Here is a 17,988-nt window from a genome sequence, read left to right as displayed (position 1 = left end):
TCTTTGCTCTGGGATAGTAGGCACCACGCAGGTGGGGTGGCGCTTGAAATCAGCGCTCGTCATCCACACATTCAGTGCATACAATGCGTTAACGAAGCACAAATGGTCGCTTCACCCCGGAAATCAAGAGGACATCAAGATGGATACCCGTTCTATCTACACTGGCACCCAGGGTGCCGTGCGCGACACCAACAAGGTGCTGCGCAACACCTACATGCTGCTCTCCCTCACTCTTGGCTTCTCAGCCGTGGTAGCCGGGGTAGCAACCGTCATGAACATGCCGCCCCTGCACTGGGCCGTGTTCCTCATCGGTGTCTACGGCCTGATGTTCCTGACCGAGAAGAACCGTGACAACGGCATGGGGCTGGTGTTCACCTTCGCCCTGACCGGCCTGCTGGGCTATAGCCTCGGCCCCATCATCAACATGTACATGAACAACGGCGGCGGCGAGATCGTGATGACGGCGCTGGGCGGTACTGCGCTCACCTTCTTCGGCCTGTCTGCCTATGCCCTGACCACCAAGCGGGATCTTTCCTTCCTCGGCGGCATGCTGTTCGTCGGGTTCTGGGTACTGCTGGTAGCCATGGTTGCCAATATCTTCCTGCAGATGAGCGCCCTGAGCCTGGCCCTGTCCGCCATGTTCATGCTCTTCTCCTCCGGCGCCATCCTGCTCACCACCCAGCAGATCGTGCGCGGCGGCGAGACCAACTACATCTCTGCCACCGTCACTCTGTATGTCTCCATCTACAACATCTTCCTGAGCCTGCTGAGCCTGCTTGGCGGCAACCGCAACTGATGGATGCTTAAGATGCACAAGACCCCGCTTCGGCGGGGTTTTTATTGGCGCCCATTTCTGTCAGGATAAGTTGCAAATCAAGGATATGAAGCGAAGTGGCCCTGATCCAAATCAGGGCCGTTTCGTTATCGACAGGTTATGCTGTCGCTTTCGTTTCGCTCAAGGGTTGCCTTCATCCCATGCCCATGGACTTCTCAGGTTTATTGCGCCGTCTGCTGACCGACAGCCACATCTATTTCGCCCTCAAGGTCCTGCTCGCCATCGCGGGGCTGCTCGCCTTCGCGCTGGCAACCGGTGACATCCAGCTCACCGTGCTGCTCTCCCTCGGGGTGGTGGCCGGCGCCATCGCCGAGACCGACGACAGCCTCTGGGGCCGGGTCAAGAACCTCGCCATGACCCTGCTCTGCTTCCTGTTCGCCTCATTGTGCGTGCAGTATCTCTTCCCCACCCCCTGGCTCTTTGCCATCGGGCTCGCGGGCTCCACCTTTATCTTCGTCATGGTGGGTGCCCTCGGCCAGCGCTACGCCACCATCAGCTTTGGTTCCCTGCTGATTGCCATCTACACCATGCTGGGGGCCGCCAAGGCGCCGGATCTCTTCTATCAGCCGCTGGCCCTGTGCGCCGGGGCCCTCTGGTACGGCCTGGTGTCCCTGGTCTGGCTCTGGCTGCTGCCCTACAAGACCCTGCACGAGCAACTGGCCCAGAGCTACTTCGCCCTCGCCCGCTACTTGCAGGAGAAATCCCGCTTCTTCCCGGCCGACGAACACGGCGCCCAGGCCATCCGCCACAATCTGGCCCAGCTCAACATCAACCTGGTCAATGCCCTGAACCAGGCCAAGACGGCGCTCAATGCCCGTCTTCATGCCCCCGGCCGCCACGGGGTTGCCCCCGAGCTCGCGGGCCTGCTGCGCCTCTACCTGCTTGCCCTGGAGATCCAGGAGCGGGCCACCTCCAGCCACTACCCCTACAGCAAGCTGGAAGCGGAGCTCAAGCAGGGCATCGTCCTCGACGGCTTCCAGGAGGTGCTGTCACAGCTTGCCGACGCCTGTCAGCAGCTTGGCTACGCCATCCTGGTGCACAAGCCCTACACCCACCACAAACGCATTCACTGGACCCTGGAGGCCCTCGGCGATCAGCTGGAGTTCACCCACCTCAAGCAGCACTACCCCAAGACCCTGCTGACACCGATGAAGTTCCTGCGTCGCAACCTGGCCAGCATCAACCAGTTGCTGCAAAGCGCCGAAGAGCTGCAAAACCCCGCCGCGCCGCCCACCAGCCTGCCTCCCCTGGCACGGCCGATCGCCCTGCCCCTGCTGGCATTGCTCAGGCAGAACCTGACCCCGAACTCCATGGTGTTTCGCCATGCCCTGCGGCTCTCCCTCGGGCTGGTAGTGGGCTATGGCATTCTGCAGGCGTTTCACCTGGACAAGGGGTACTGGATCCTGCTCACCGTATTGTTCGTCTGCCAGCCGAGCTACAGCGCCACCCGCCGTCGCCTGGTGCAGCGGATGCTCGGCACCTTTGCCGGTATCCTCATCGGCGTGCCCGTGCTCTGGTTCTTCCCCGAGCTGCACCTGCAACTGGGGATCATGGGGCTGGCCGCCTTCCTGTTTTTCACCCAGGTGCGCAGCAACTACAGCGCCGCCGTCTGCTTCATCACCCTCTACGTGCTGATGGCGTTCAACCTGCTGGATGGCATCGGCTTCGCCATCCTCGGACCCCGGCTGCTCGATACCCTACTCGGCTGCCTGCTTTCCTACGCCCTGGTGGCCTGGCTCTGGCCCGACTGGCAATACAAGCGGTTGCCGACCCTTATCGCCAACTCCCTGTCCGCCAATGCGAAGTACCTCTCGGCGGTGCTCGCCAGCCTGCATCGCCAACGGGATGAATCCCTGGACTACCGGGTGGCCCGCAAGTGTGCCCACCTCGCCGACAGCGAGCTGGCCATGGCCTGGCAGAGCATGCTGGTAGAGCCGAGCAAGCGCCGCCGCTTCCTGGATCTCTGCTTCACTCTCACCTGGCGCAACCATGCTCTGCTCTCCTATATCTCGGCGCTTGGGGCCCATCGCGACAAACTCGAGCCCATCGAGGGGCTGGAGGAGATAAGCCGCCACATCAGCCAGACCCTGGAGCAGGCCGCCGGTCACCTGGCGGGGGAGATGCCGACGCCGCTCGCGGGAGCCTGTCCAGCCATCGCTCCGGAGAGCAGCGAGGAGCAGCTGATGCTGAGCCAGCAGCTCACCCTCATCAGCCAGTTGGCAGACGAGCTGTTGGTGCTGGCCAACGACGGCCAGTTGCTGACAGGTCAGGGGCGAACCTAGCCGGACATAGCCGCCGGACCAGTCCCGCCCGAGGCAGGTGCCAAGCGCCGCCCCGGTTGCCTGACGGGACGCAAGGCGCTACCATGCCCGCCCCATTGAGATAGCCTTTTCGAGGAAGCGTCATGTCCGAGCCACACCATTTGCAGTTCAACGGCCAACTCATCGAGACCGATGCCCAAGGCTATCTGCGCCACAGCGAGCAATGGAGCGAGGCGCTGGCCCTGGTGCTGGCCGAAAAAGAGGGGATAGTGCTGGAGGATCCCCACTGGGAAGTGGTGCGTTTCGTGCGGGCCTTCTATCTGGAGTTCAACACCTCCCCCGCCATCCGCGCCCTGGTCAAGGCAATGGAAAAGCAGTACGGCCCGGAGAAGGGCAACAGCCGCTACCTCTACAAGTTGTTCCCGGAAGGCCCCGCCAAGCAGGCCACCAAGATCGCAGGCCTCCCCAAGCCGGTGAAGTGCATCTAGGCCTCCTCGGCAGCCCGATAGCCCGATAGCCACACTGCCTCCCCCGTGTTGGACACAAAAAAAGACCGCGCCCATGTTGCCATGAGGCGCGGTCTTTTCATTTCATCATGCTGTCAGGGGTTGTAGGCCACCACGGAGCCGCTCAGGCCCGTCATCTGGCTGATCCGGCTCTGCATGCCCTGCAACTTGGCCTTGGAGACATCCGGCCCGATGAAGACCCGGTTGATCTGCCCCTGCACCGGGGTTCTCGGCGACGTCTGGGCCGAGTAGCCCGCCGCCCTCAGCTTGCTCACCAGGGCATTGACGCTGTCTGCATTCTTGAAGGCGCCGAGCTGCAGGATCCAGCTCCCCTGAGCCGGGGCTGCCGGTGCCGTAGTCGGCTGGGCCATCTTGCTCGCGATGAGATCATCCATGGTCTTGATCTGGCCCGCCTGTGGCTTGGCCTCCACCGGTTTTAGCACCTCTACCGGCTTGGTTGGCACCGGCTTGGGTTTAGGCTGCTCCACCGGTTTCTTGGCGATCACTTCCGGCTTGGGCTCGGGTTTGGGCTGGGGCTGGGGCTTGGGTTGCGCCACGGCCTGTACCGGCTGCTGCTGGGTAATGGGAGCCTGACTGGCTCCCGCTGGATTGGCTCCCCCCTGATTGGCCAGGGTCACGGTATCGCCAATCTCCTCTACCTGCCACTGGGTCGCGGCAGAGGCCTGCTGCTGACTCGCCAGATGCTCGGCCGGCAGGGTGCTCGCCGCCGAGACCTGAAGCGCAGGTTTGGCGGGCTCGAGCTCCGGACGCAGGGGTATCTTGGCGAAGGCCTCGTCCTTCTGCTCCAGCTTGTTGCCGTCCATCAGGTCCGGCAGAAAGATGACCACCAGGGCGACCAGGATGACGGTCCCCACCAATCTGTTTTGAAACTTCGAAGCCAAGTTAATTTCCACCCATGTTACTTAGGATCCATTGCAATCTTGCACACTTCGCAAAGAACGCCTCCCCTCACGCCGGCTGGCGAAGCCGGGTCCCTCGCCACCCACTTGGCCTGAAAGGGGATTATCCAGTGCAAAACCCGGCCCGTCGTCACGATGACGGAGCCAGGGGAGCGAACGGCTCAGACCGAGCCCAGAGCCAGCACGTCGGCGACAGTGTAAAACGAGCCGAACACAATGACCATATCGTCAGGACTCGATGCGGCCAAGGCGGCGCCGTAGGCATCCCCCACGCAGGCAAAAGTGAGCGCCACGCCCCGGCCGCTGCCAAGGGCCGTCGCCAACTGGTCGGCCGTGGCCGCGCGCGGGCCGTGGAGGCTTGCCAGGAACCACTCGTCAATCACACCGTCAAGCTCGGCCAGCGACCCCGCCATGTCCTTGTCCTTGAGCATGCCAACCACGGCGCGGCGCCTGCCCTTGCCGGGGCGCTGACGCAGCTGGCTGGCGAGATAGGCGGCAGAGTGGGGATTGTGGGCCACGTCGACGATGACCAGCGGCGAGGTTTGCAACTGCTGCATCCGGCCAGCCAGGCGGGCATTGGCCAGGCCGTCGCGGATGGCGGACTCCGCCAATGGCAGACCGAGGGACTCCAGGGCCGCCAGCACGGTGACCGCATTCATCAGCGGCAGGGCCGGTTTGGGCAATCCCGACCAGTGGTGCAGGCCGTGATAATCCCAGTCACCTTCATGCTCGTCACCACGAAAATCGATGCCGACCTGACGCAGGCAGGCGCCGAGGCGCGCCGCTTCGCTTGCGATGGTCGACGGCGGATTGGGCTCCCCGCTGATGGCGGGTTTACCTTTGCGATAGACGCCAGCCTTCTCCACTGCCACCGCCTCCCGGGTATCCCCGAGCCAGTCGCAGTGATCCAGGGCAATGGAGGTGATCAGGGCGACGTCCGATTCCACCACATTGGTGGCGTCGAGCCGCCCCCCCAGCCCCACTTCCAGCAAGAGCACATCGGGCGCGGCGCGGCGAAACAGCCACAGACCCGCCAGGGTGGCGAACTCGAAGAAGGTGAGGGCGATGTCGCCCCGGGCGGCTTCCACCTCGGCAAAGGCCGCGCAGTGATCGCCATCGGCCAGCTCCTGGCCATTGACGCGCACCCGCTCGGTAAAGCGCAGCAGATGGGGGGAGGAGTAGACACCGACCCGGTAGCCGGCGGCCATCAGGATGCTGGCAGCCATGGCGCAGGAGGAGCCCTTGCCGTTGGTGCCCGCCACCGTGATCACCTTGAACGGCAGTTCGGTGAGGCCCATGCGGCGGGCAACCGTGCCGACCCGCTCCAGCCCCATGTCGATGTTGGCCGGGTGGATCTGCTCCAAATAAGAAAGCCAGTCGACCAGCGACCGGCTTTGGGATTGTTGCATGTGTGAACTCATCTTCAGTCTTCGATGACCTGAGTGTTCATCAGCTTGGCCAGCAGACCGGCCAGACGGTTGCGCATTTCGCGCCTGTCGATGATGAGATCGATGGCACCCTTCTCCAGCAGGAACTCGGAGCGCTGGAAGCCTTCCGGCAGTTTCTCGCGCACGGTCTGCTCGATGACGCGGGGGCCGGCAAAGCCGATCAGCGCCTTGGGTTCGCCTACGTTGATGTCACCCAGCATGGCCAGACTCGCGGAAACGCCACCCATGGTGGGGTCGGTCAGCACGGAGATGAAGGGCAGGCCCGCCTTGGTGAGGCGATCTAGGGCCGCACTGGTCTTCGCCATCTGCATCAGGGAGAACAGGGCTTCCTGCATCCGCGCACCACCGGAGGTGGAGAAGCAGACCAGGCCGCGGCCCTCCTTGATGCTCTCCTCGACGGCACGCACGAAGCGGGCACCGACCACGGAGGACATGGAGCCCCCGATGAAGGAGAACTCGAATGAACAGGCGACGACCGGTACCCCCTTGAGGGTCCCCTTCATCACCACCAGCGCATCCTTCTCGCCCGTCTCTTTCTGGGCGGCAGACAAACGATCCTTGTAGCGCTTGGAATCCTTGAATTTCAGGATGTCTTGCGGCTCCAGCTCGGCCGCGACTTCGCTGCGTCCCTCGGCGTCGAGGAAGCTCTCGAGACGGGCACGTGCGCTGATGCGCATATGATGGTCACACTTGGGGCACACTTCGAGATTGCGCTCCAGCTCTGCCCGGTAGAGCACCTGTTCGCAAGCAGTACACTTGGTCCACACCCCTTCCGGAATGTTGTGACGACGCGGTGTGGTGATCTTGCTCTTGGGAAGGATCTTCTCAAGCCAGCTCATGGAATTCCTTAATGCATTTGTGCCTGACAAAACACATCGAGCCTTGATTGTTCAATGACTTAACGGCTCGATGGCAATAAACGACGGATCATTAAACCACAAATTTTCGGGCCCAGTTACTAAAAACTGGTCGTACCCGGTGCCGAGTCCGGCAGCCACAGCGGGCCGAGGGGCGGCCGGGGCAACCCGAATTCGGCCGGGTAATCCACATCCACCAGATAGAGGCCGCCCGCCTTGGCGGTCGGGCCCGCCAGGTTGCGATCCTTCGCCGCCAGCACCTCGGCAATCCACTCCACCGGTTGAAGCCCCTGCCCCACCAGCAGCAGGGAGCCGGTGATGTTGCGCACCATGTGATGCAGGAAGGCGTTGGCCTTGATGTCGAGCACGATGTAGGGGCCGGAACGGCTGACACACAGGTGGGTCACATTGCGCCAGGGGGTGTTGGACTGACAGGCGACAGCCCGGAAGGTGCTGAAGTCGTGCTCCCCCAGCAGGCTCTGGCCGGCCTGGTGCATCAGCGTCGCATCGATGGCTTCGTGGTAGTGGCTGACGCCTTGGCCCAGGATCGCCGGGCGGTAGTTGTGGTTGTAGATGACGTAACGGTAGCGACGGGCGGTGGCGCTGAAGCGGGCATGGAAATGCTCGTCCACCTCCCTGACCCAGCGCACCGCGATGTCTGGGGGCAGGTTGGAGTTGAGCCCCAGGGTCCAGGCGCCTTCTGCGCGGTTCGACTCGGTATCGAAGTGGATCACCTGGCCAGTGGCATGCACCCCCGCATCGGTGCGACCGGCACACTGGATGGAGACGGGGTGGTTGGCGATGCGGCTGAGGGCTTTTTCCAGCTCCTCCTGGACGCTGATCACTTCGCGCTGGCGCTGCCAGCCGAAGTACCGGCTGCCGTCATATTCAATACCAAGGGCAATTCGCATGGGTAACGGTGTCTTCTGATGAAAGGATGCAGTGAAAGAAACGGGGCGGATTATACGCGCTCGAGCTCAAAAGTCCCAGACCGGGCGAGGCCGCGGTGCGTGGCCCCCAAAGAGAGAGGGCAGCCCGTGGGCTGCCCTCTCTGGTGCATGGATGACAAGCGCCTGCCTAGCCCAGGCGTTTGAGCAGCTTCTGCGCCTCGCTGCGCTGGTGCTCGCTGCCCTGGGCCACCGCCTCTTCCAGCAGCTCGCGGGCGCTCTCCTTGTCGTCGATCTCGAGGTAAGCCCGGGCCAGATCCAGCTTGGCCCCCACCCCGCCGTCATCGGCATCCACATCAAAGCCGTTGGACTCCGGCAGCACCTCGGGGAAACCGTCCAGCCCCACATCCAGGGAGAAGCCCTGATAGGGTTCCTGCTCCGTGCTGCTGGCATCGGCATCGGCCAGCAGCTTGTCGATTTCAACGAAGTCGCTGTCTTGCACCTGCTCGCGGGGTTTCACCTCCCCCTGATGGGACTCCACCTCGGCGAAGGCATCCTCGAAATCCGCCAGGGCCAGCTCGCTGGGATCCCACTCGGACGCCGCCAGCTTGGTGGGCTCCAGCCCGAGCTCGGCCAGCATGTCGTCCACATCGTCCTTGCCAAACCCCGTCTCGTCGATGTGCGGCGCCTTGGCGGCAAGCTCATCGTCGGTCGGCTCGCCAAACCCGGTCTCTAGATCGCTCAGATCGAAGTTGGCCAGTGTCTCGTCACGCTGGCTGCGGCTCTCCTCCTGGGCCTGGGCCAGATCCGCTTCCAGATCCGCGTCCAGCTCGGCAAACAGGGCGGCCTGCAGCTCCTCCTCGGTCATGATCTCGTCATGACCACGAGCAGAGGAGCTGGGCTCGTCGGAGAGATCGAGTTCCGGCACCACGGGTAGATCGAAGTCACCCTCGTGGGCCAGATCCAGCTCGGGCACCAGATCCGGATCCCGGTTCGCCGTCGTCACCGCAGGCTCCACATCAAAAGCGGAGAGCGCCGTCTCGTCATCCCGGAAGATGACATCGGCGGCAGCACTGGCGCCATCTTGCTTCCTGATCACTTCCGGCTCGTTGAGATCCGGCATGCCATGGAGGGGCTCGTCATCCGCGATGCCCACCGTCATCAACTGATCAAACTCGCTGTTCTCGTCTCCCATGACCATGGAGGTCGACTCGGAGAGGCTCTTCTCCTGCTCTTCCAGCTCGCGGCGGGCACGAGCACGCAGCCAGAGCGTGACCAGGGCAAGCACCAGGAGTACCGGCAGCAGGATGATCATGGCGAGATTGAGCGGCGAAGAGAGCAGCTCCATCAGCCAGCTCTGTTTGGGCACCGGCGCCACCACGGGAGGCGTCGGATTGGCCTTGAGTTCCGCCACCTCTTTTTGCAGGGCGGTCTGATCCTGCAACTGGGCCTTGAGGGTTTCCACCTCTTCGGTCAGGGCTTGCAGGCGCAGCTTGAGCCTGTGGTTCATCTCGGTGACCTGGCCGAGCTGGGCGTTGGCATCTTCCAGAGCCAGCGCCATCTCGGTGGAAGGTTTGCCCACCGCAGTGGCGGGCAGGGGCGCCGGCGCCGTGCTGTCGGCGCTGCTCGCAGCACCGCTCACCACCACGGGAGTGGAGACGACCGCTTTGGTGGTCTCCTTCACCTCGGGGGCAGGAGCCGTCGCCTTGGGTGCCGCCGGGATCGGCGCCGCCTTGGGCGGTGTATTCTTGGCCACTACAGCCGGCTTGGCCGGAGCAGGCTTGCTCACCACCGGCTGGGCGACGTGGGATTGCTTGTTGGCCAGGTATTTGGGGCTCAGCCCCTTCCAGCTCGCGTTGTCGCTGTTGAAGCGACGGCGTGCTTCGGCATCCGTGATGCGCCCCGCCTCTGCGGCGGTGGGCAGCAGGATGTGGGAACCCACCAGAATATGGTTGATGTTGCCGTCTGCGAAGCTTCGGGGGTTCTTGTCATAGATGGCCACCATGGTCTGGTAGACACTTACCCGGTTGGACGGGCGATGCTTGCTCGCCAGACTCCAGAGGGTATCGGTGGGACGCACGGGACCATAACTGCCAGCCGACGCAGCAGGCACCTGACGCACGATGGGCTGGGCTCTGGGCAGGGTGACGGGCGCCACGGGCTGGGCCCGGGGCTCTGGTTGCACCGCGGGGGGCGGTGAGCCATCCGGTCCCTTGAGTTCGACAAAGAAGGGTTCTCGCGCCCCCTCTTCGGCCTGAACCGTGCCCAGAAGCCCCAATGCGAGTAGCGTTGCCAGCGTTATGCGGGAATGTCCCATATTCGTTCCTTCGTATGACGGCCCTATCACATTGAAAAATCTGGATAGTTACCCCAAAACAATCGGCTCAATATAAATCAGGCGCCGGTCTCAAGCCAGCGATCCGACATATTTCGCGCCCGGCGGCGACCAGAAAGCAGCCCCAGACGCGAACCAGAGTGTAGAAAAAAACCTAGTCCACTGATATCACACGGTATTCCAAAAACCGGAGAGTGGGTTCCCGGTCACATCCCGGGGCCAGGGCGCCCACATCAAGGCGGGGTTCCCTCCCCGCCCGGGGCCGACATCCGGCCTCAGAGGTAGTCGCGTACCAGCAGTTCTGCAATCTGCACGCTGTTGGTCGCCGCGCCCTTACGAACGTTATCGGCCACGATCCACATATTGATACCACTCGGATGAGAAATATCCTGGCGCACCCGCCCGACCATCACATCATCCTGGCCGGTGGCATCGCGTACCGGGGTCGGGTAGTCCCCTTCATCATCAAACAGGGTCACCCCCGGGGCATTGCGCAGCAGCTCTTTCACCTGTTCGGCGTCCAGCGGCTGGTGCAGCTCCACATGGACCGCCTCGGCGTGACCGTAGAAGACCGGTACCCGCACGCAGGTGGGGTTCACGGCGATGCTGGCATCCCCCAGGATTTTCTGGGTCTCCCACACCATCTTCATCTCTTCCCGGGTGTAGCCGTTGTCGGTGAAGTCATCGATCTGCGGGATCAGGTTGAAGGCGATCTGCTGCGGATAGAGGGTCGGCTCCACCGGACGGCCGTTGAGCAGGTGGGCGGTCTGGCCCGCCAGCTCGCTCACCCCTTCCTTGCCGGAACCGGAGACGGACTGGTAGGTCGCCACGTTGATGCGACTGATGCCTACCTCGTCGTGCAGGGGCTTGAGCGCCACCAACATCTGGATGGTGGAGCAGTTGGGGTTGGCGATGATGTTGCGGTTGCGAAAATCGGCCAGCGCGTCCGGGTTCACTTCCGGAATGACCAGGGGAATGTCCTCGTCGTAGCGGAAGCAGGAGGTGTTGTCGATGACGATGCAGCCGTGCTCGGCGGCGATGGGCGCCCATTTGGCCGAGACCTCGGCACCGGCGGAGAAGAGTGCGATCTCCACCTGGCTCCAGTCAAAGGCCTCCACGTCAAGGATGTCGACGTTCTTGCCGCCAAAACGCACCGTGTCCCCAGCGCTGCGACTGGAGGCGAGCGGATAGAGGGTCGCTACCGGGAAGGCGCGCTCCTCCAGGATCTCGATCATGGCCTGACCCACGGCGCCGCTGGCACCCAATACCGCTACGTTGAATTGCTGACTCACTGATCTGTTCTCCTATGATGCGGCCCGTCGGGGCCGGGCATGAGGGCCCCGGCTGGCACGCGTATCGGTTTGATGACAGGCCCGCCTGATGCCGGGCCGGGGGTGGCGCCGCCTGGGCAAGCCCCTCCCCTTGTTGAAATCGGGTTTATTGCCCCGAGACGGCAAAGCCCAGTCGAGCCAATCTGTCGTCGGCGAAGGGCCCTTTCAGTTGCAGGGCGCCAAGTTCGCGCCGCTCGGGGTAGCGCTTGCGCTGCTCATCGAAGCTGCCGGGCAGCCCGATCCGGTTGCGAAAACGGGCGTCGTCACGGCGCACGTCATAAACAAGGTGGACAAGCTGCTTGATGAGCGCCTGATCCGCCGGCTGCCCCGGCGTCAGCTCGCGCACCTCTGGGGCAGGCAGCAGGGATTGCAGATCCTGGCGCGGGGTGCGCCCCAGTTGCCGGCACAGCGCCTCATAGAGCATCCAGGTGCCACGGGCCTTGCCTTCCAGGCTGTAACCGGCGATGTGCGGGGTGGCCAGCTCGGTATGGGGCACCAGTTCATTGAGGGGCTCGGGCTCTCCTTCCCACACGTCCATCACCAGTCGCAGGGGATGGGGTCCCTGCTGGCGGACAAGCAGGGCACGGTTGTCCCACACCTCGCCGCGGGAGGCGTTGATGAGGATCTGCCCGGCCGGACGCTCGGCGATCTCCTCGGCTCCCAGCAGGTGGAAGGTGGCCTCATCCCCTTCACGAAGATAGGGGACATGGAAGCTGACGATGTCGGCATCCAGGGCAGTGCGGTAATCCACGAAGTCGCCAGCGGCGCCGCTACGGGCCAGGGGCGGGTCGCAGCGCAGCACCTTCATCCCGAGCGCCTCGGCCTTGCCGGCCACGCTCTCGCCGGTGTTGCCGGCACCGATGACGGCGAGGCTCATCTCGCTCAAGGTCAGCTCATGGCGTTCCGCCAGAACCAGCAGGGCGGAGAGCACGTAGTCCCCCACCGACACCTTGTTGCAGCCGGGGGCGCTGAAGAAGGGGATGCCCCGCGCCGCCAGCAGCCCCTGATCGATGTGATCCGTGCCGATGGTGGCCGTGCCGACAAACCCCAGCCTGGGGCAACTTGCCAGGAGCGCTTCGTTGACCCGGGTCACGGAGCGCACCAGCAGCACATCCACCTCTTGCAGATCCGCGGCCTTTATTTCTCGTCCCGGCAGGGGAACCACTTCACCAAATTCCGCAAACAGCTCCACCGCATGGGGCATATTTTCATCAACGACGATCTTCATCGGCACGCATCTCGTCCACAAGGGCCACAGGCGCGCCATTCTAGCCCAAACGCGACGGATTTTCAGAGGCTTGTTGGCAGACCGCTCTGCGGCCATCTTTCCGCCTCCCGGCCTCAGGTGCGGGCACGATGCCCGGCAGCATCATATGTAACAGCCTGTTGCCCTCGCCCCCTTCGCCTTGACCAGAGCAACCTGACTGGCACAATGACGCCTCTTTTTAGCCGCTCGCGCCACCGAACCGGACCCCTTGATGCCGACTCACTCCTCTTCGTTGCCACGCCGCAAGGTGCTTCATTTCAATGCCCTCCTGCTCCTCCCCCTGCTGCTGCTCGTCTGCCTGCCCTGGCAGCCGTTCATGACCCAGGCCCTGCAATCGGGCTGGCTATGGTGGCCCTACGCCCTCACCCGCATGGTGGACTTGCCGGGGCTGGTCTTCACCATCGCCGCCCTGCTGCTGCTCACAAGACACAAGCTGACGCTGGACGGTCGCGCCCTGCTGGCGCTGGCTGGCGCCCTCTTTGCCGTGCTGGCGAGCGACTGGGTCATCAAGAGCCTCATCAAGCTGCTGACCGAGGAGCCCAGGCCCTACCTCATCTGGCTGGAGAGCCAGGAGCTGATCCCCGCCATCCGCCAGTTCTATGGGGGAAGCCAGGCCCTTCGCAGTGAACAGGTCCACGCCGCGACCCAGTTGCTGGCGCTGCCCGCCTGGCTCGGTCAGCACTGGCAGGCAGAGGTCAACTACGCCTTTCCCTCCGGTCACAGCATCGCCGCCATGAGCCTCGCCCAGTTCTTCGGCCTGATCTGGCTGGCCCGGGCACCCGCCGGGGCCTGGCTGCTGCCGCTCTGGGCCATCGGGATCGGCCTCTCGCGCACCCTTATCGGCATGCACTGGCCCCTGGATGTGCTGGCAAGCGCCCTGCTTGGCAGCCTCACCGCCCTCCTGGCCGCCCGCTGGTGGTTGCGCCACTACTGACGTCCAATAAAAAACGGGCACCTGGGTGCCCGTTTTTATCGCTTGTACGCTACTCACCCCTTCTGCTGCCAGCCCTCGGGATACTTGTAGCCGACGAAGCGCTTGGCGGCATAAGCCTTGAATTCAGGGGAGTTGTAGGCCGCCGCCACATCCTTGGCGAACGGCTTGCCCGCATCGGCGCTCTTGACCACCACCCAGTTGATGAAGTCATAGCTGCGCTCGAGGAAGAGGCCGGAGCTGAACGGGATCCCGCTTGAGGCGGCAAAGTTGCCGTTGATGACGGAGAAGTCCACATCCTCACGGGAGCGCGGCAGCTGCGCCGCTTCCAGCAGCACCAGCTTGAGGTTGTGGGGGTTCTTCACCACGTCGAACTCGCTCGCCTTGAGGGGATTGATCCCCTCCTTGAGGCTCAGCCAGCCCAGATCCTGCAACATCAGCAGTGCTCGGGCCTGGTTGGTGGGATCGTTCGGGATGGCGACCGTGCTTCCCTCTTTCACCGCCTTCAGATCCCCCAGCTTGCCGGCGTAGAGCCCCATGGGACCGGTCGGCACCTGGGTGATGGGCGCCAGAGAGAGACCCCGGTCTTTGGCGAAGCTCTCCAGATAGGGCTTGTGCTGGAAGCAGTTGACGTCAAGCGACCCGTCCGCCAGGGCGATATTGGGGGTCACGTAATCGGTGAACTCCACCAGTTTGACCTTGTAGCCCTTGGCTTCGAGCTGCGGCTTGATGGCGTCGGTGACCATGTCGGCAAAGTCGCCAACCGTGGTGCCGATGACGATCTCTTTCTTCGCCTCATCGATGGCAAAGGCGGACAGAGGCAGGCTGCTGGCGAGCAACGCCAGGGCGGAAAGGGTGAAGAAGGAACGACGTTGCATAAAAACTCCCTGTCAACATGATCATCAAAACGGTGAGCGGTCGGGGGCGCAAACATGCAGTCAGCGCACAACCATCTAGCCATCCAAACGGCTAACTGAGCACACCATAACAGAGCTCGTAGCCTTCGCCAAGCAACAAAACCGGGCAAGCTTGGCCAGCACGAAGCAAAGCGCATCCCACAACTGGATGAAAAATCTTTGACAGAGCGCGCAGTTATGCGCCTTGCCCTCTCCCTGCCTGGCGTCAAACTGGCTTATTGTGGTCATTCGATACCCATTTACACAAGTTCCAATGAGGGCCTGATGGGCTGATCTACACCCAGGCAACACAAGGAGTCACCGTGTTCGATCATGTAGAAATCAAGGTGGTGCGTTTTGACTCCTGTCAGCACTTCTACGCCACCGTGCTGGCTCCTCTTTTGATAGAACTCAAATGGTCTGATGAGGCGGCGGCCGGTTTTGGCCTGATGGGCCGCGATCACGTGGGCTTTCTGATTGAGCGGGGGCAGCAGGGCTGCTTCCTGCCATCTCGCATTCAGGGCCGACGACACGACACAGGTGGATGCGTTCCATCACGCGGGGATCAAGGCAGGCTTTGCCTGCAATGGGTTGCCGGGACTGCGTCCCCACTATGCCCCCAATTACTACGCCGCCTTCCTGCGCGATCCCGATGGCAGCAACATCGAGGCGATGACCTACATTGAGTCCTCACACGCCGCAAACACATCGCAGCACTGTGCCACCCAGCAAAAGGCCCTGCATTCGGTGAATCCAGGGCCTGAGAAGTACACGTAATGAGTCGGGTTGGATTATTTGACCGCCTTGCTGGCGTTCTCCAAGGCCTGCTTCTCGGCGGCGTTCATGATGGACGCCTGGCGGTTTTGCTCGGCCTGGTAGCAGGCGTCCTTGCTGATCCCTTGCGCCTGGCATTCCGCCATGCGTTGTGCCGGGCTGGCGCAACCGGCCAAAAGGCCAGCCAGGGAGACGAACAGGATTATCTTCTTCATGGTACTTCTCATCGTTAATGGAAAATCGTCCAACTACGCAGTAGCGGGTTGATGCGTCGCCCCTTGTCATGCACACCACAACTGAGAAAACGGGCTCCATGACGCGCATCCTAGTGCCCGCCACGCCGTCGGTCAGCTCACAATTTGTATCAAGATGTACGCGAGAATGGCTCCCAGGATGGCGCTGTATCTCATCCGCAACGGAGAAAGGAGACAAAAAATGCAGAAACACCATCACCCAGGCCTGCTGGTGGTCGATATTCAGGGCAAGCTGGCCCGCCTGGTCGAGGAGAGCGACGCCCTGATTGCCAATACCGCCAGGCTGGTGCAAGGGGCCAGGGTGCTGGGGCTGCCGGTTGTCTGGCTGGAGCAGAACCCGGACAAGCTCGGTGCCACCGTGCCCGAATTGCAGTCGCTGCAGGCAGGCGATCTTGTGCTGCCCAAATACAGCTTCGGCGCCCTGGGGGAGCCCACTGTGGCGACCGCGCTGGCCGAGAGTGGGGTAGAGCATTGGCTGGTATGTGGCATCGAGACCCATATCTGCGTCTACCAGAGCGTGCTGGGGCTTCTGGCCAGGGGCGCCCGGGTCTCGCTGGTGGTGGATGCGGTGTCGTCTCGCTGCGCCGCCAACCGGGATCTCGCCATCGGCCAGCTTGCGGCCAGGGGAGCTGCGCTGACGTCGGTGGAGATGTGCCTCTATGAGCTGATGGGGGACTGCCGCCATCCGGCATTTCGCCAGATCCTCTCCCTAGTGAAATGACCGCCATGATGGACAACATGGCGCCCTTTCTGTTCGCCCTCATCGCCTTCGGGACGGCATTCATGGTGACGGTGACGGGGATGGCCGCCACCCGTCACTATCTTGCCTGGCTCTGGCTGGGGATCATGCTCTTCTTCGGGCTGTGGTGGACGCTGCTGGATATGCCGCCGCTCCTCGCCGAACCACCCCCTCTCTGACCATGCCGCCCGGGCGGCTCAGCTCCCCAGACGCTCCTGCAGATAGTCGTATCCTCCCTCCTCCCTTGGCACGAAGCTCAGCCTGTGGGTCAGACCGGGGGGCGCATCATCGGCATGATGGGAAACGAACAGCAGCTGGGTTCCCTCGCCCACGAGGCGCGCCACCATCTCCCGCACCAGGTGACGGTTGAGGGGATCCAGTCCCTGCTGGGGTTCGTCCAGGATGAGCAGCGGCGGATGTTTGACCAGGGCACGGGCGATCAGCACCAGTCGCTGCTGACCGAAAGAGAGAGTGTGGAAAGGCTGCGCCCCCTGATCGGCCAGCCCCAGCAGGGCCAGCCACTGGTTGGCCAGCGCCAGCTGACGATCTCCCGGCCGGGTATAAAGCCCGATGGAGTCGTAGAAACCGGAGAGGATCACTGTCTGCACCGGGCAGCTGACACGATAGTCCAGATGCAGCGCCGGGCTCACGAGCCCGATGTGGCGCTTGATCTCCCAGATGCTCTCGCCGCTGCCCCGCCGCCGTCCGAACAGATGGAGCTCATTGTTGTAACCTTGCGGGTGATCCCCGGTGATGAGGGAGAGCAGGGTCGACTTTCCAGCGCCGTTTGGTCCCACCAGTTGCCAGTGCTCCCCCTCGTCAATGGTCCAGTCGAGCCCGTCGATGATCACCTGATCCCCGTAAGCGATACGCATGGCTTTCATGACGACCCGAGGGCCGGGAGGCAAGGGCTCGGGTGTCGTCAGCGGTGGCGGCAAACGGGGGGACGTGGTTTCGGCGCGTGCCAGCTGGGCCACCTCCTGGCTACCGAGCACCGCCTCGCGCTCCCCCGCCAGCAGCAGACGACACTCGCCGAGCAGGCCGAGGTGAGTGGCAAAGGGCGGGATCTCGTCAAAACGGTTGACGATCACCACCAGGCGCAGCCCCTCTGACACCAGGTCGGCCAGCAACATCATCAAAGAAGCCCTGGCCCCCTGATCCAGGCCATCGAAGGGTTCGTCCAGCACCAGCAGCTCGGGCCGCCCCAGCAGGGCCCGGGCCAACAGCAGCTTGCGCCCCTCCCCGCTCGAGAGGTAGCGATAGGGGCTATCCCACAGGGATTCAATGCCAAAGCGGGCCAGCAGCGCGCGGGCCTCATGCTCCTCGCCCCCCGCCTCCAGCATCAGGGTCGATACCCGATACCCCGCCTCCTCCTCTTCCCCCAGCATGTCGGTATTGCGCCGCTGCCAGTCCAGCTCCCCCAGCTGTTGCTGCGACTCGAACGAGAGTCGCTCGGCCCGGACTCGGCCCGATACCGCTCCGGCACGCACGACCAGCTCGCCGCACAGGGCCGACGCCAGCGCCGTCTTGCCGCTGCCGTTGCTGCCGACGAAGGCCCAGCAGGCCTGCGGGGTGAGACAGAGTTCGGGAATAACCAGGGTGTGGTGGCCACGCAGGGCCAGGGTGGCGGATTGCCACTGCAATGAGGTCATGGGATCGTCCTGTGATGGGTGCGGAGCGCCTTGCGCATTCCCCTTGTAACAGAAAAAGGGGGGCGCAGACAAAAACGGCGCCATTGCGGCGCCGT

At 63.3% G+C, this 17,988-nt stretch carries 17 protein-coding genes; 7 read left to right on the top strand and 10 right to left on the bottom strand.

All coding sequences use genetic code 11. The annotated features are described in order from the left end of the window. Positions 1–139 precede the first annotated feature (139 nt). From AB5Y47_RS01655 to AB5Y47_RS01645, 3 genes are all read left to right on the top strand, one after another. Positions 140–796 carry a Bax inhibitor-1/YccA family protein gene (locus AB5Y47_RS01655; RefSeq protein WP_010675134.1) on the top strand — a complete coding sequence of 219 codons (657 nt, stop codon included), beginning with the start codon at positions 140–142 and terminating at the stop codon, positions 794–796. A 179-nt stretch (positions 797–975) separates the two neighbouring features. Beyond that, a complete protein-coding gene (gene yccS, locus AB5Y47_RS01650) occupies positions 976–3,117 on the top strand; it encodes a YccS family putative transporter (protein WP_368219682.1) in 2,142 nt (713 codons plus the stop codon). 122 nt (positions 3,118–3,239) lie between these two features. Beyond that, positions 3,240–3,584 carry a TusE/DsrC/DsvC family sulfur relay protein gene (locus tag AB5Y47_RS01645; RefSeq protein ID WP_039038798.1) on the top strand — a complete coding sequence of 115 codons (345 nt, stop codon included), beginning with the start codon at positions 3,240–3,242 and terminating at the stop codon, positions 3,582–3,584. A gap of 113 nt (positions 3,585–3,697) precedes the next feature. Here AB5Y47_RS01645 and dedD read toward each other — a convergent pair whose 3' ends face one another. From dedD to AB5Y47_RS01610, 7 genes are all read right to left on the bottom strand, one after another. After that, positions 3,698–4,504 carry a cell division protein DedD gene (dedD, locus tag AB5Y47_RS01640; RefSeq protein ID WP_216944385.1) on the bottom strand — a complete coding sequence of 269 codons (807 nt, stop codon included), beginning with the start codon at positions 4,502–4,504 and terminating at the stop codon, positions 3,698–3,700. 179 nt (positions 4,505–4,683) lie between these two features. Beyond that, the gene (gene folC, locus AB5Y47_RS01635; protein ID WP_216944386.1) at positions 4,684–5,943 is read right to left on the bottom strand and encodes a bifunctional tetrahydrofolate synthase/dihydrofolate synthase; all 1,260 of its coding nucleotides are present in this window, start codon (positions 5,941–5,943) and stop codon (positions 4,684–4,686) included. 2 nt (positions 5,944–5,945) lie between these two features. Continuing rightward, on the bottom strand, positions 5,946–6,809 hold the full coding sequence (gene accD / locus AB5Y47_RS01630; protein WP_010675139.1) for an acetyl-CoA carboxylase, carboxyltransferase subunit beta: 864 nt from the start codon (positions 6,807–6,809) through the stop codon (positions 5,946–5,948). 119 nt (positions 6,810–6,928) lie between these two features. After that, entirely contained in the window at positions 6,929–7,738 is an 810-nt protein-coding gene (truA, locus tag AB5Y47_RS01625) for a tRNA pseudouridine(38-40) synthase TruA (RefSeq protein WP_041214976.1), read from the bottom strand. 166 nt (positions 7,739–7,904) lie between these two features. After that, positions 7,905–10,031 carry a FimV/HubP family polar landmark protein gene (locus tag AB5Y47_RS01620; protein ID WP_368219680.1) on the bottom strand — a complete coding sequence of 709 codons (2,127 nt, stop codon included), beginning with the start codon at positions 10,029–10,031 and terminating at the stop codon, positions 7,905–7,907. A gap of 293 nt (positions 10,032–10,324) precedes the next feature. Then, the gene (locus AB5Y47_RS01615; protein ID WP_143237705.1) at positions 10,325–11,341 is read right to left on the bottom strand and encodes an aspartate-semialdehyde dehydrogenase; all 1,017 of its coding nucleotides are present in this window, start codon (positions 11,339–11,341) and stop codon (positions 10,325–10,327) included. 145 nt (positions 11,342–11,486) lie between these two features. After that, positions 11,487–12,608, bottom strand: coding sequence for a 4-phosphoerythronate dehydrogenase (locus tag AB5Y47_RS01610; RefSeq protein ID WP_202043521.1), 1,122 nt, complete (start codon positions 12,606–12,608; stop codon positions 11,487–11,489). A 250-nt stretch (positions 12,609–12,858) separates the two neighbouring features. Between AB5Y47_RS01610 and AB5Y47_RS01605 the strand changes: the two genes are divergently transcribed. Next, positions 12,859–13,581, top strand: coding sequence for a phosphatase PAP2 family protein (locus AB5Y47_RS01605; protein ID WP_029314731.1), 723 nt, complete (start codon positions 12,859–12,861; stop codon positions 13,579–13,581). 53 nt (positions 13,582–13,634) lie between these two features. Here AB5Y47_RS01605 and AB5Y47_RS01600 read toward each other — a convergent pair whose 3' ends face one another. Then, positions 13,635–14,456, bottom strand: coding sequence for a MetQ/NlpA family ABC transporter substrate-binding protein (locus tag AB5Y47_RS01600; RefSeq protein WP_010675145.1), 822 nt, complete (start codon positions 14,454–14,456; stop codon positions 13,635–13,637). 558 nt (positions 14,457–15,014) lie between these two features. On the opposite strand from AB5Y47_RS01600, the gene AB5Y47_RS01595 reads away from it, so the two are divergent. After that, a complete protein-coding gene (locus tag AB5Y47_RS01595; RefSeq protein ID WP_234932780.1) occupies positions 15,015–15,251 on the top strand; it encodes a hypothetical protein in 237 nt (78 codons plus the stop codon). 14 nt (positions 15,252–15,265) lie between these two features. On the opposite strand, the gene AB5Y47_RS01590 is transcribed toward AB5Y47_RS01595, so the two are convergent. After that, complete coding sequence (locus tag AB5Y47_RS01590) at positions 15,266–15,463, bottom strand: hypothetical protein (RefSeq protein WP_010675148.1); 198 nt, start codon at positions 15,461–15,463, stop codon at positions 15,266–15,268. A gap of 220 nt (positions 15,464–15,683) precedes the next feature. On the opposite strand from AB5Y47_RS01590, the gene AB5Y47_RS01585 reads away from it, so the two are divergent. Both AB5Y47_RS01585 and AB5Y47_RS01580 read left to right on the top strand, forming a co-directional pair. After that, on the top strand, positions 15,684–16,223 hold the full coding sequence (locus tag AB5Y47_RS01585) for a hydrolase (RefSeq protein ID WP_119197589.1): 540 nt from the start codon (positions 15,684–15,686) through the stop codon (positions 16,221–16,223). A 17-nt stretch (positions 16,224–16,240) separates the two neighbouring features. Beyond that, a complete protein-coding gene (locus AB5Y47_RS01580; RefSeq protein ID WP_234927709.1) occupies positions 16,241–16,420 on the top strand; it encodes a hypothetical protein in 180 nt (59 codons plus the stop codon). Between the two features lie 18 nt (positions 16,421–16,438). On the opposite strand, the gene modF is transcribed toward AB5Y47_RS01580, so the two are convergent. Further along, positions 16,439–17,893: a molybdate ABC transporter ATP-binding protein ModF gene (gene modF / locus AB5Y47_RS01575; RefSeq protein ID WP_119197587.1), complete on the bottom strand. Its 1,455-nt coding sequence runs from the start codon at positions 17,891–17,893 to the stop codon at positions 16,439–16,441. Positions 17,894–17,988: the final 95 nt, after the last annotated feature.

It is taken from the genome of Aeromonas sp. R7-2, from assembly GCF_040908105.1.
Classification (GTDB): Bacteria; Pseudomonadota; Gammaproteobacteria; order Enterobacterales; family Aeromonadaceae; genus Aeromonas; species Aeromonas caviae.
The sequence above is the reverse complement of the archived record's forward strand: the minus strand, read 5'-3'. Positions and strand labels throughout refer to the sequence as shown.

Excerpts from the sequence above, each read along its gene's own strand:
- AB5Y47_RS01655 (WP_010675134.1), top strand. The coding sequence starts at position 140 with ATGGATACCCGTTCTATCTACACTGGCACCCAGGGTGCCGTGCGCGAC.
- yccS (WP_368219682.1), top strand. The coding sequence starts at position 976 with ATGCCCATGGACTTCTCAGGTTTATTGCGCCGTCTGCTGACCGACAGC.
- AB5Y47_RS01645 (WP_039038798.1), top strand. The coding sequence starts at position 3,240 with ATGTCCGAGCCACACCATTTGCAGTTCAACGGCCAACTCATCGAGACC.
- folC (WP_216944386.1), bottom strand. The coding sequence starts at position 5,943 with ATGAGTTCACACATGCAACAATCCCAAAGCCGGTCGCTGGTCGACTGG.
- accD (WP_010675139.1), bottom strand. The coding sequence starts at position 6,809 with ATGAGCTGGCTTGAGAAGATCCTTCCCAAGAGCAAGATCACCACACCG.
- truA (WP_041214976.1), bottom strand. The coding sequence starts at position 7,738 with ATGCGAATTGCCCTTGGTATTGAATATGACGGCAGCCGGTACTTCGGC.
- AB5Y47_RS01620 (WP_368219680.1), bottom strand. The coding sequence starts at position 10,031 with ATGGGACATTCCCGCATAACGCTGGCAACGCTACTCGCATTGGGGCTT.
- AB5Y47_RS01610 (WP_202043521.1), bottom strand. The coding sequence starts at position 12,608 with ATGAAGATCGTCGTTGATGAAAATATGCCCCATGCGGTGGAGCTGTTT.
- AB5Y47_RS01605 (WP_029314731.1), top strand. The coding sequence starts at position 12,859 with ATGCCGACTCACTCCTCTTCGTTGCCACGCCGCAAGGTGCTTCATTTC.
- AB5Y47_RS01600 (WP_010675145.1), bottom strand. The coding sequence starts at position 14,456 with ATGCAACGTCGTTCCTTCTTCACCCTTTCCGCCCTGGCGTTGCTCGCC.
- AB5Y47_RS01590 (WP_010675148.1), bottom strand. The coding sequence starts at position 15,463 with ATGAAGAAGATAATCCTGTTCGTCTCCCTGGCTGGCCTTTTGGCCGGT.
- AB5Y47_RS01585 (WP_119197589.1), top strand. The coding sequence starts at position 15,684 with ATGCAGAAACACCATCACCCAGGCCTGCTGGTGGTCGATATTCAGGGC.
- AB5Y47_RS01580 (WP_234927709.1), top strand. The coding sequence starts at position 16,241 with ATGGCGCCCTTTCTGTTCGCCCTCATCGCCTTCGGGACGGCATTCATG.
- modF (WP_119197587.1), bottom strand. The coding sequence starts at position 17,893 with ATGACCTCATTGCAGTGGCAATCCGCCACCCTGGCCCTGCGTGGCCAC.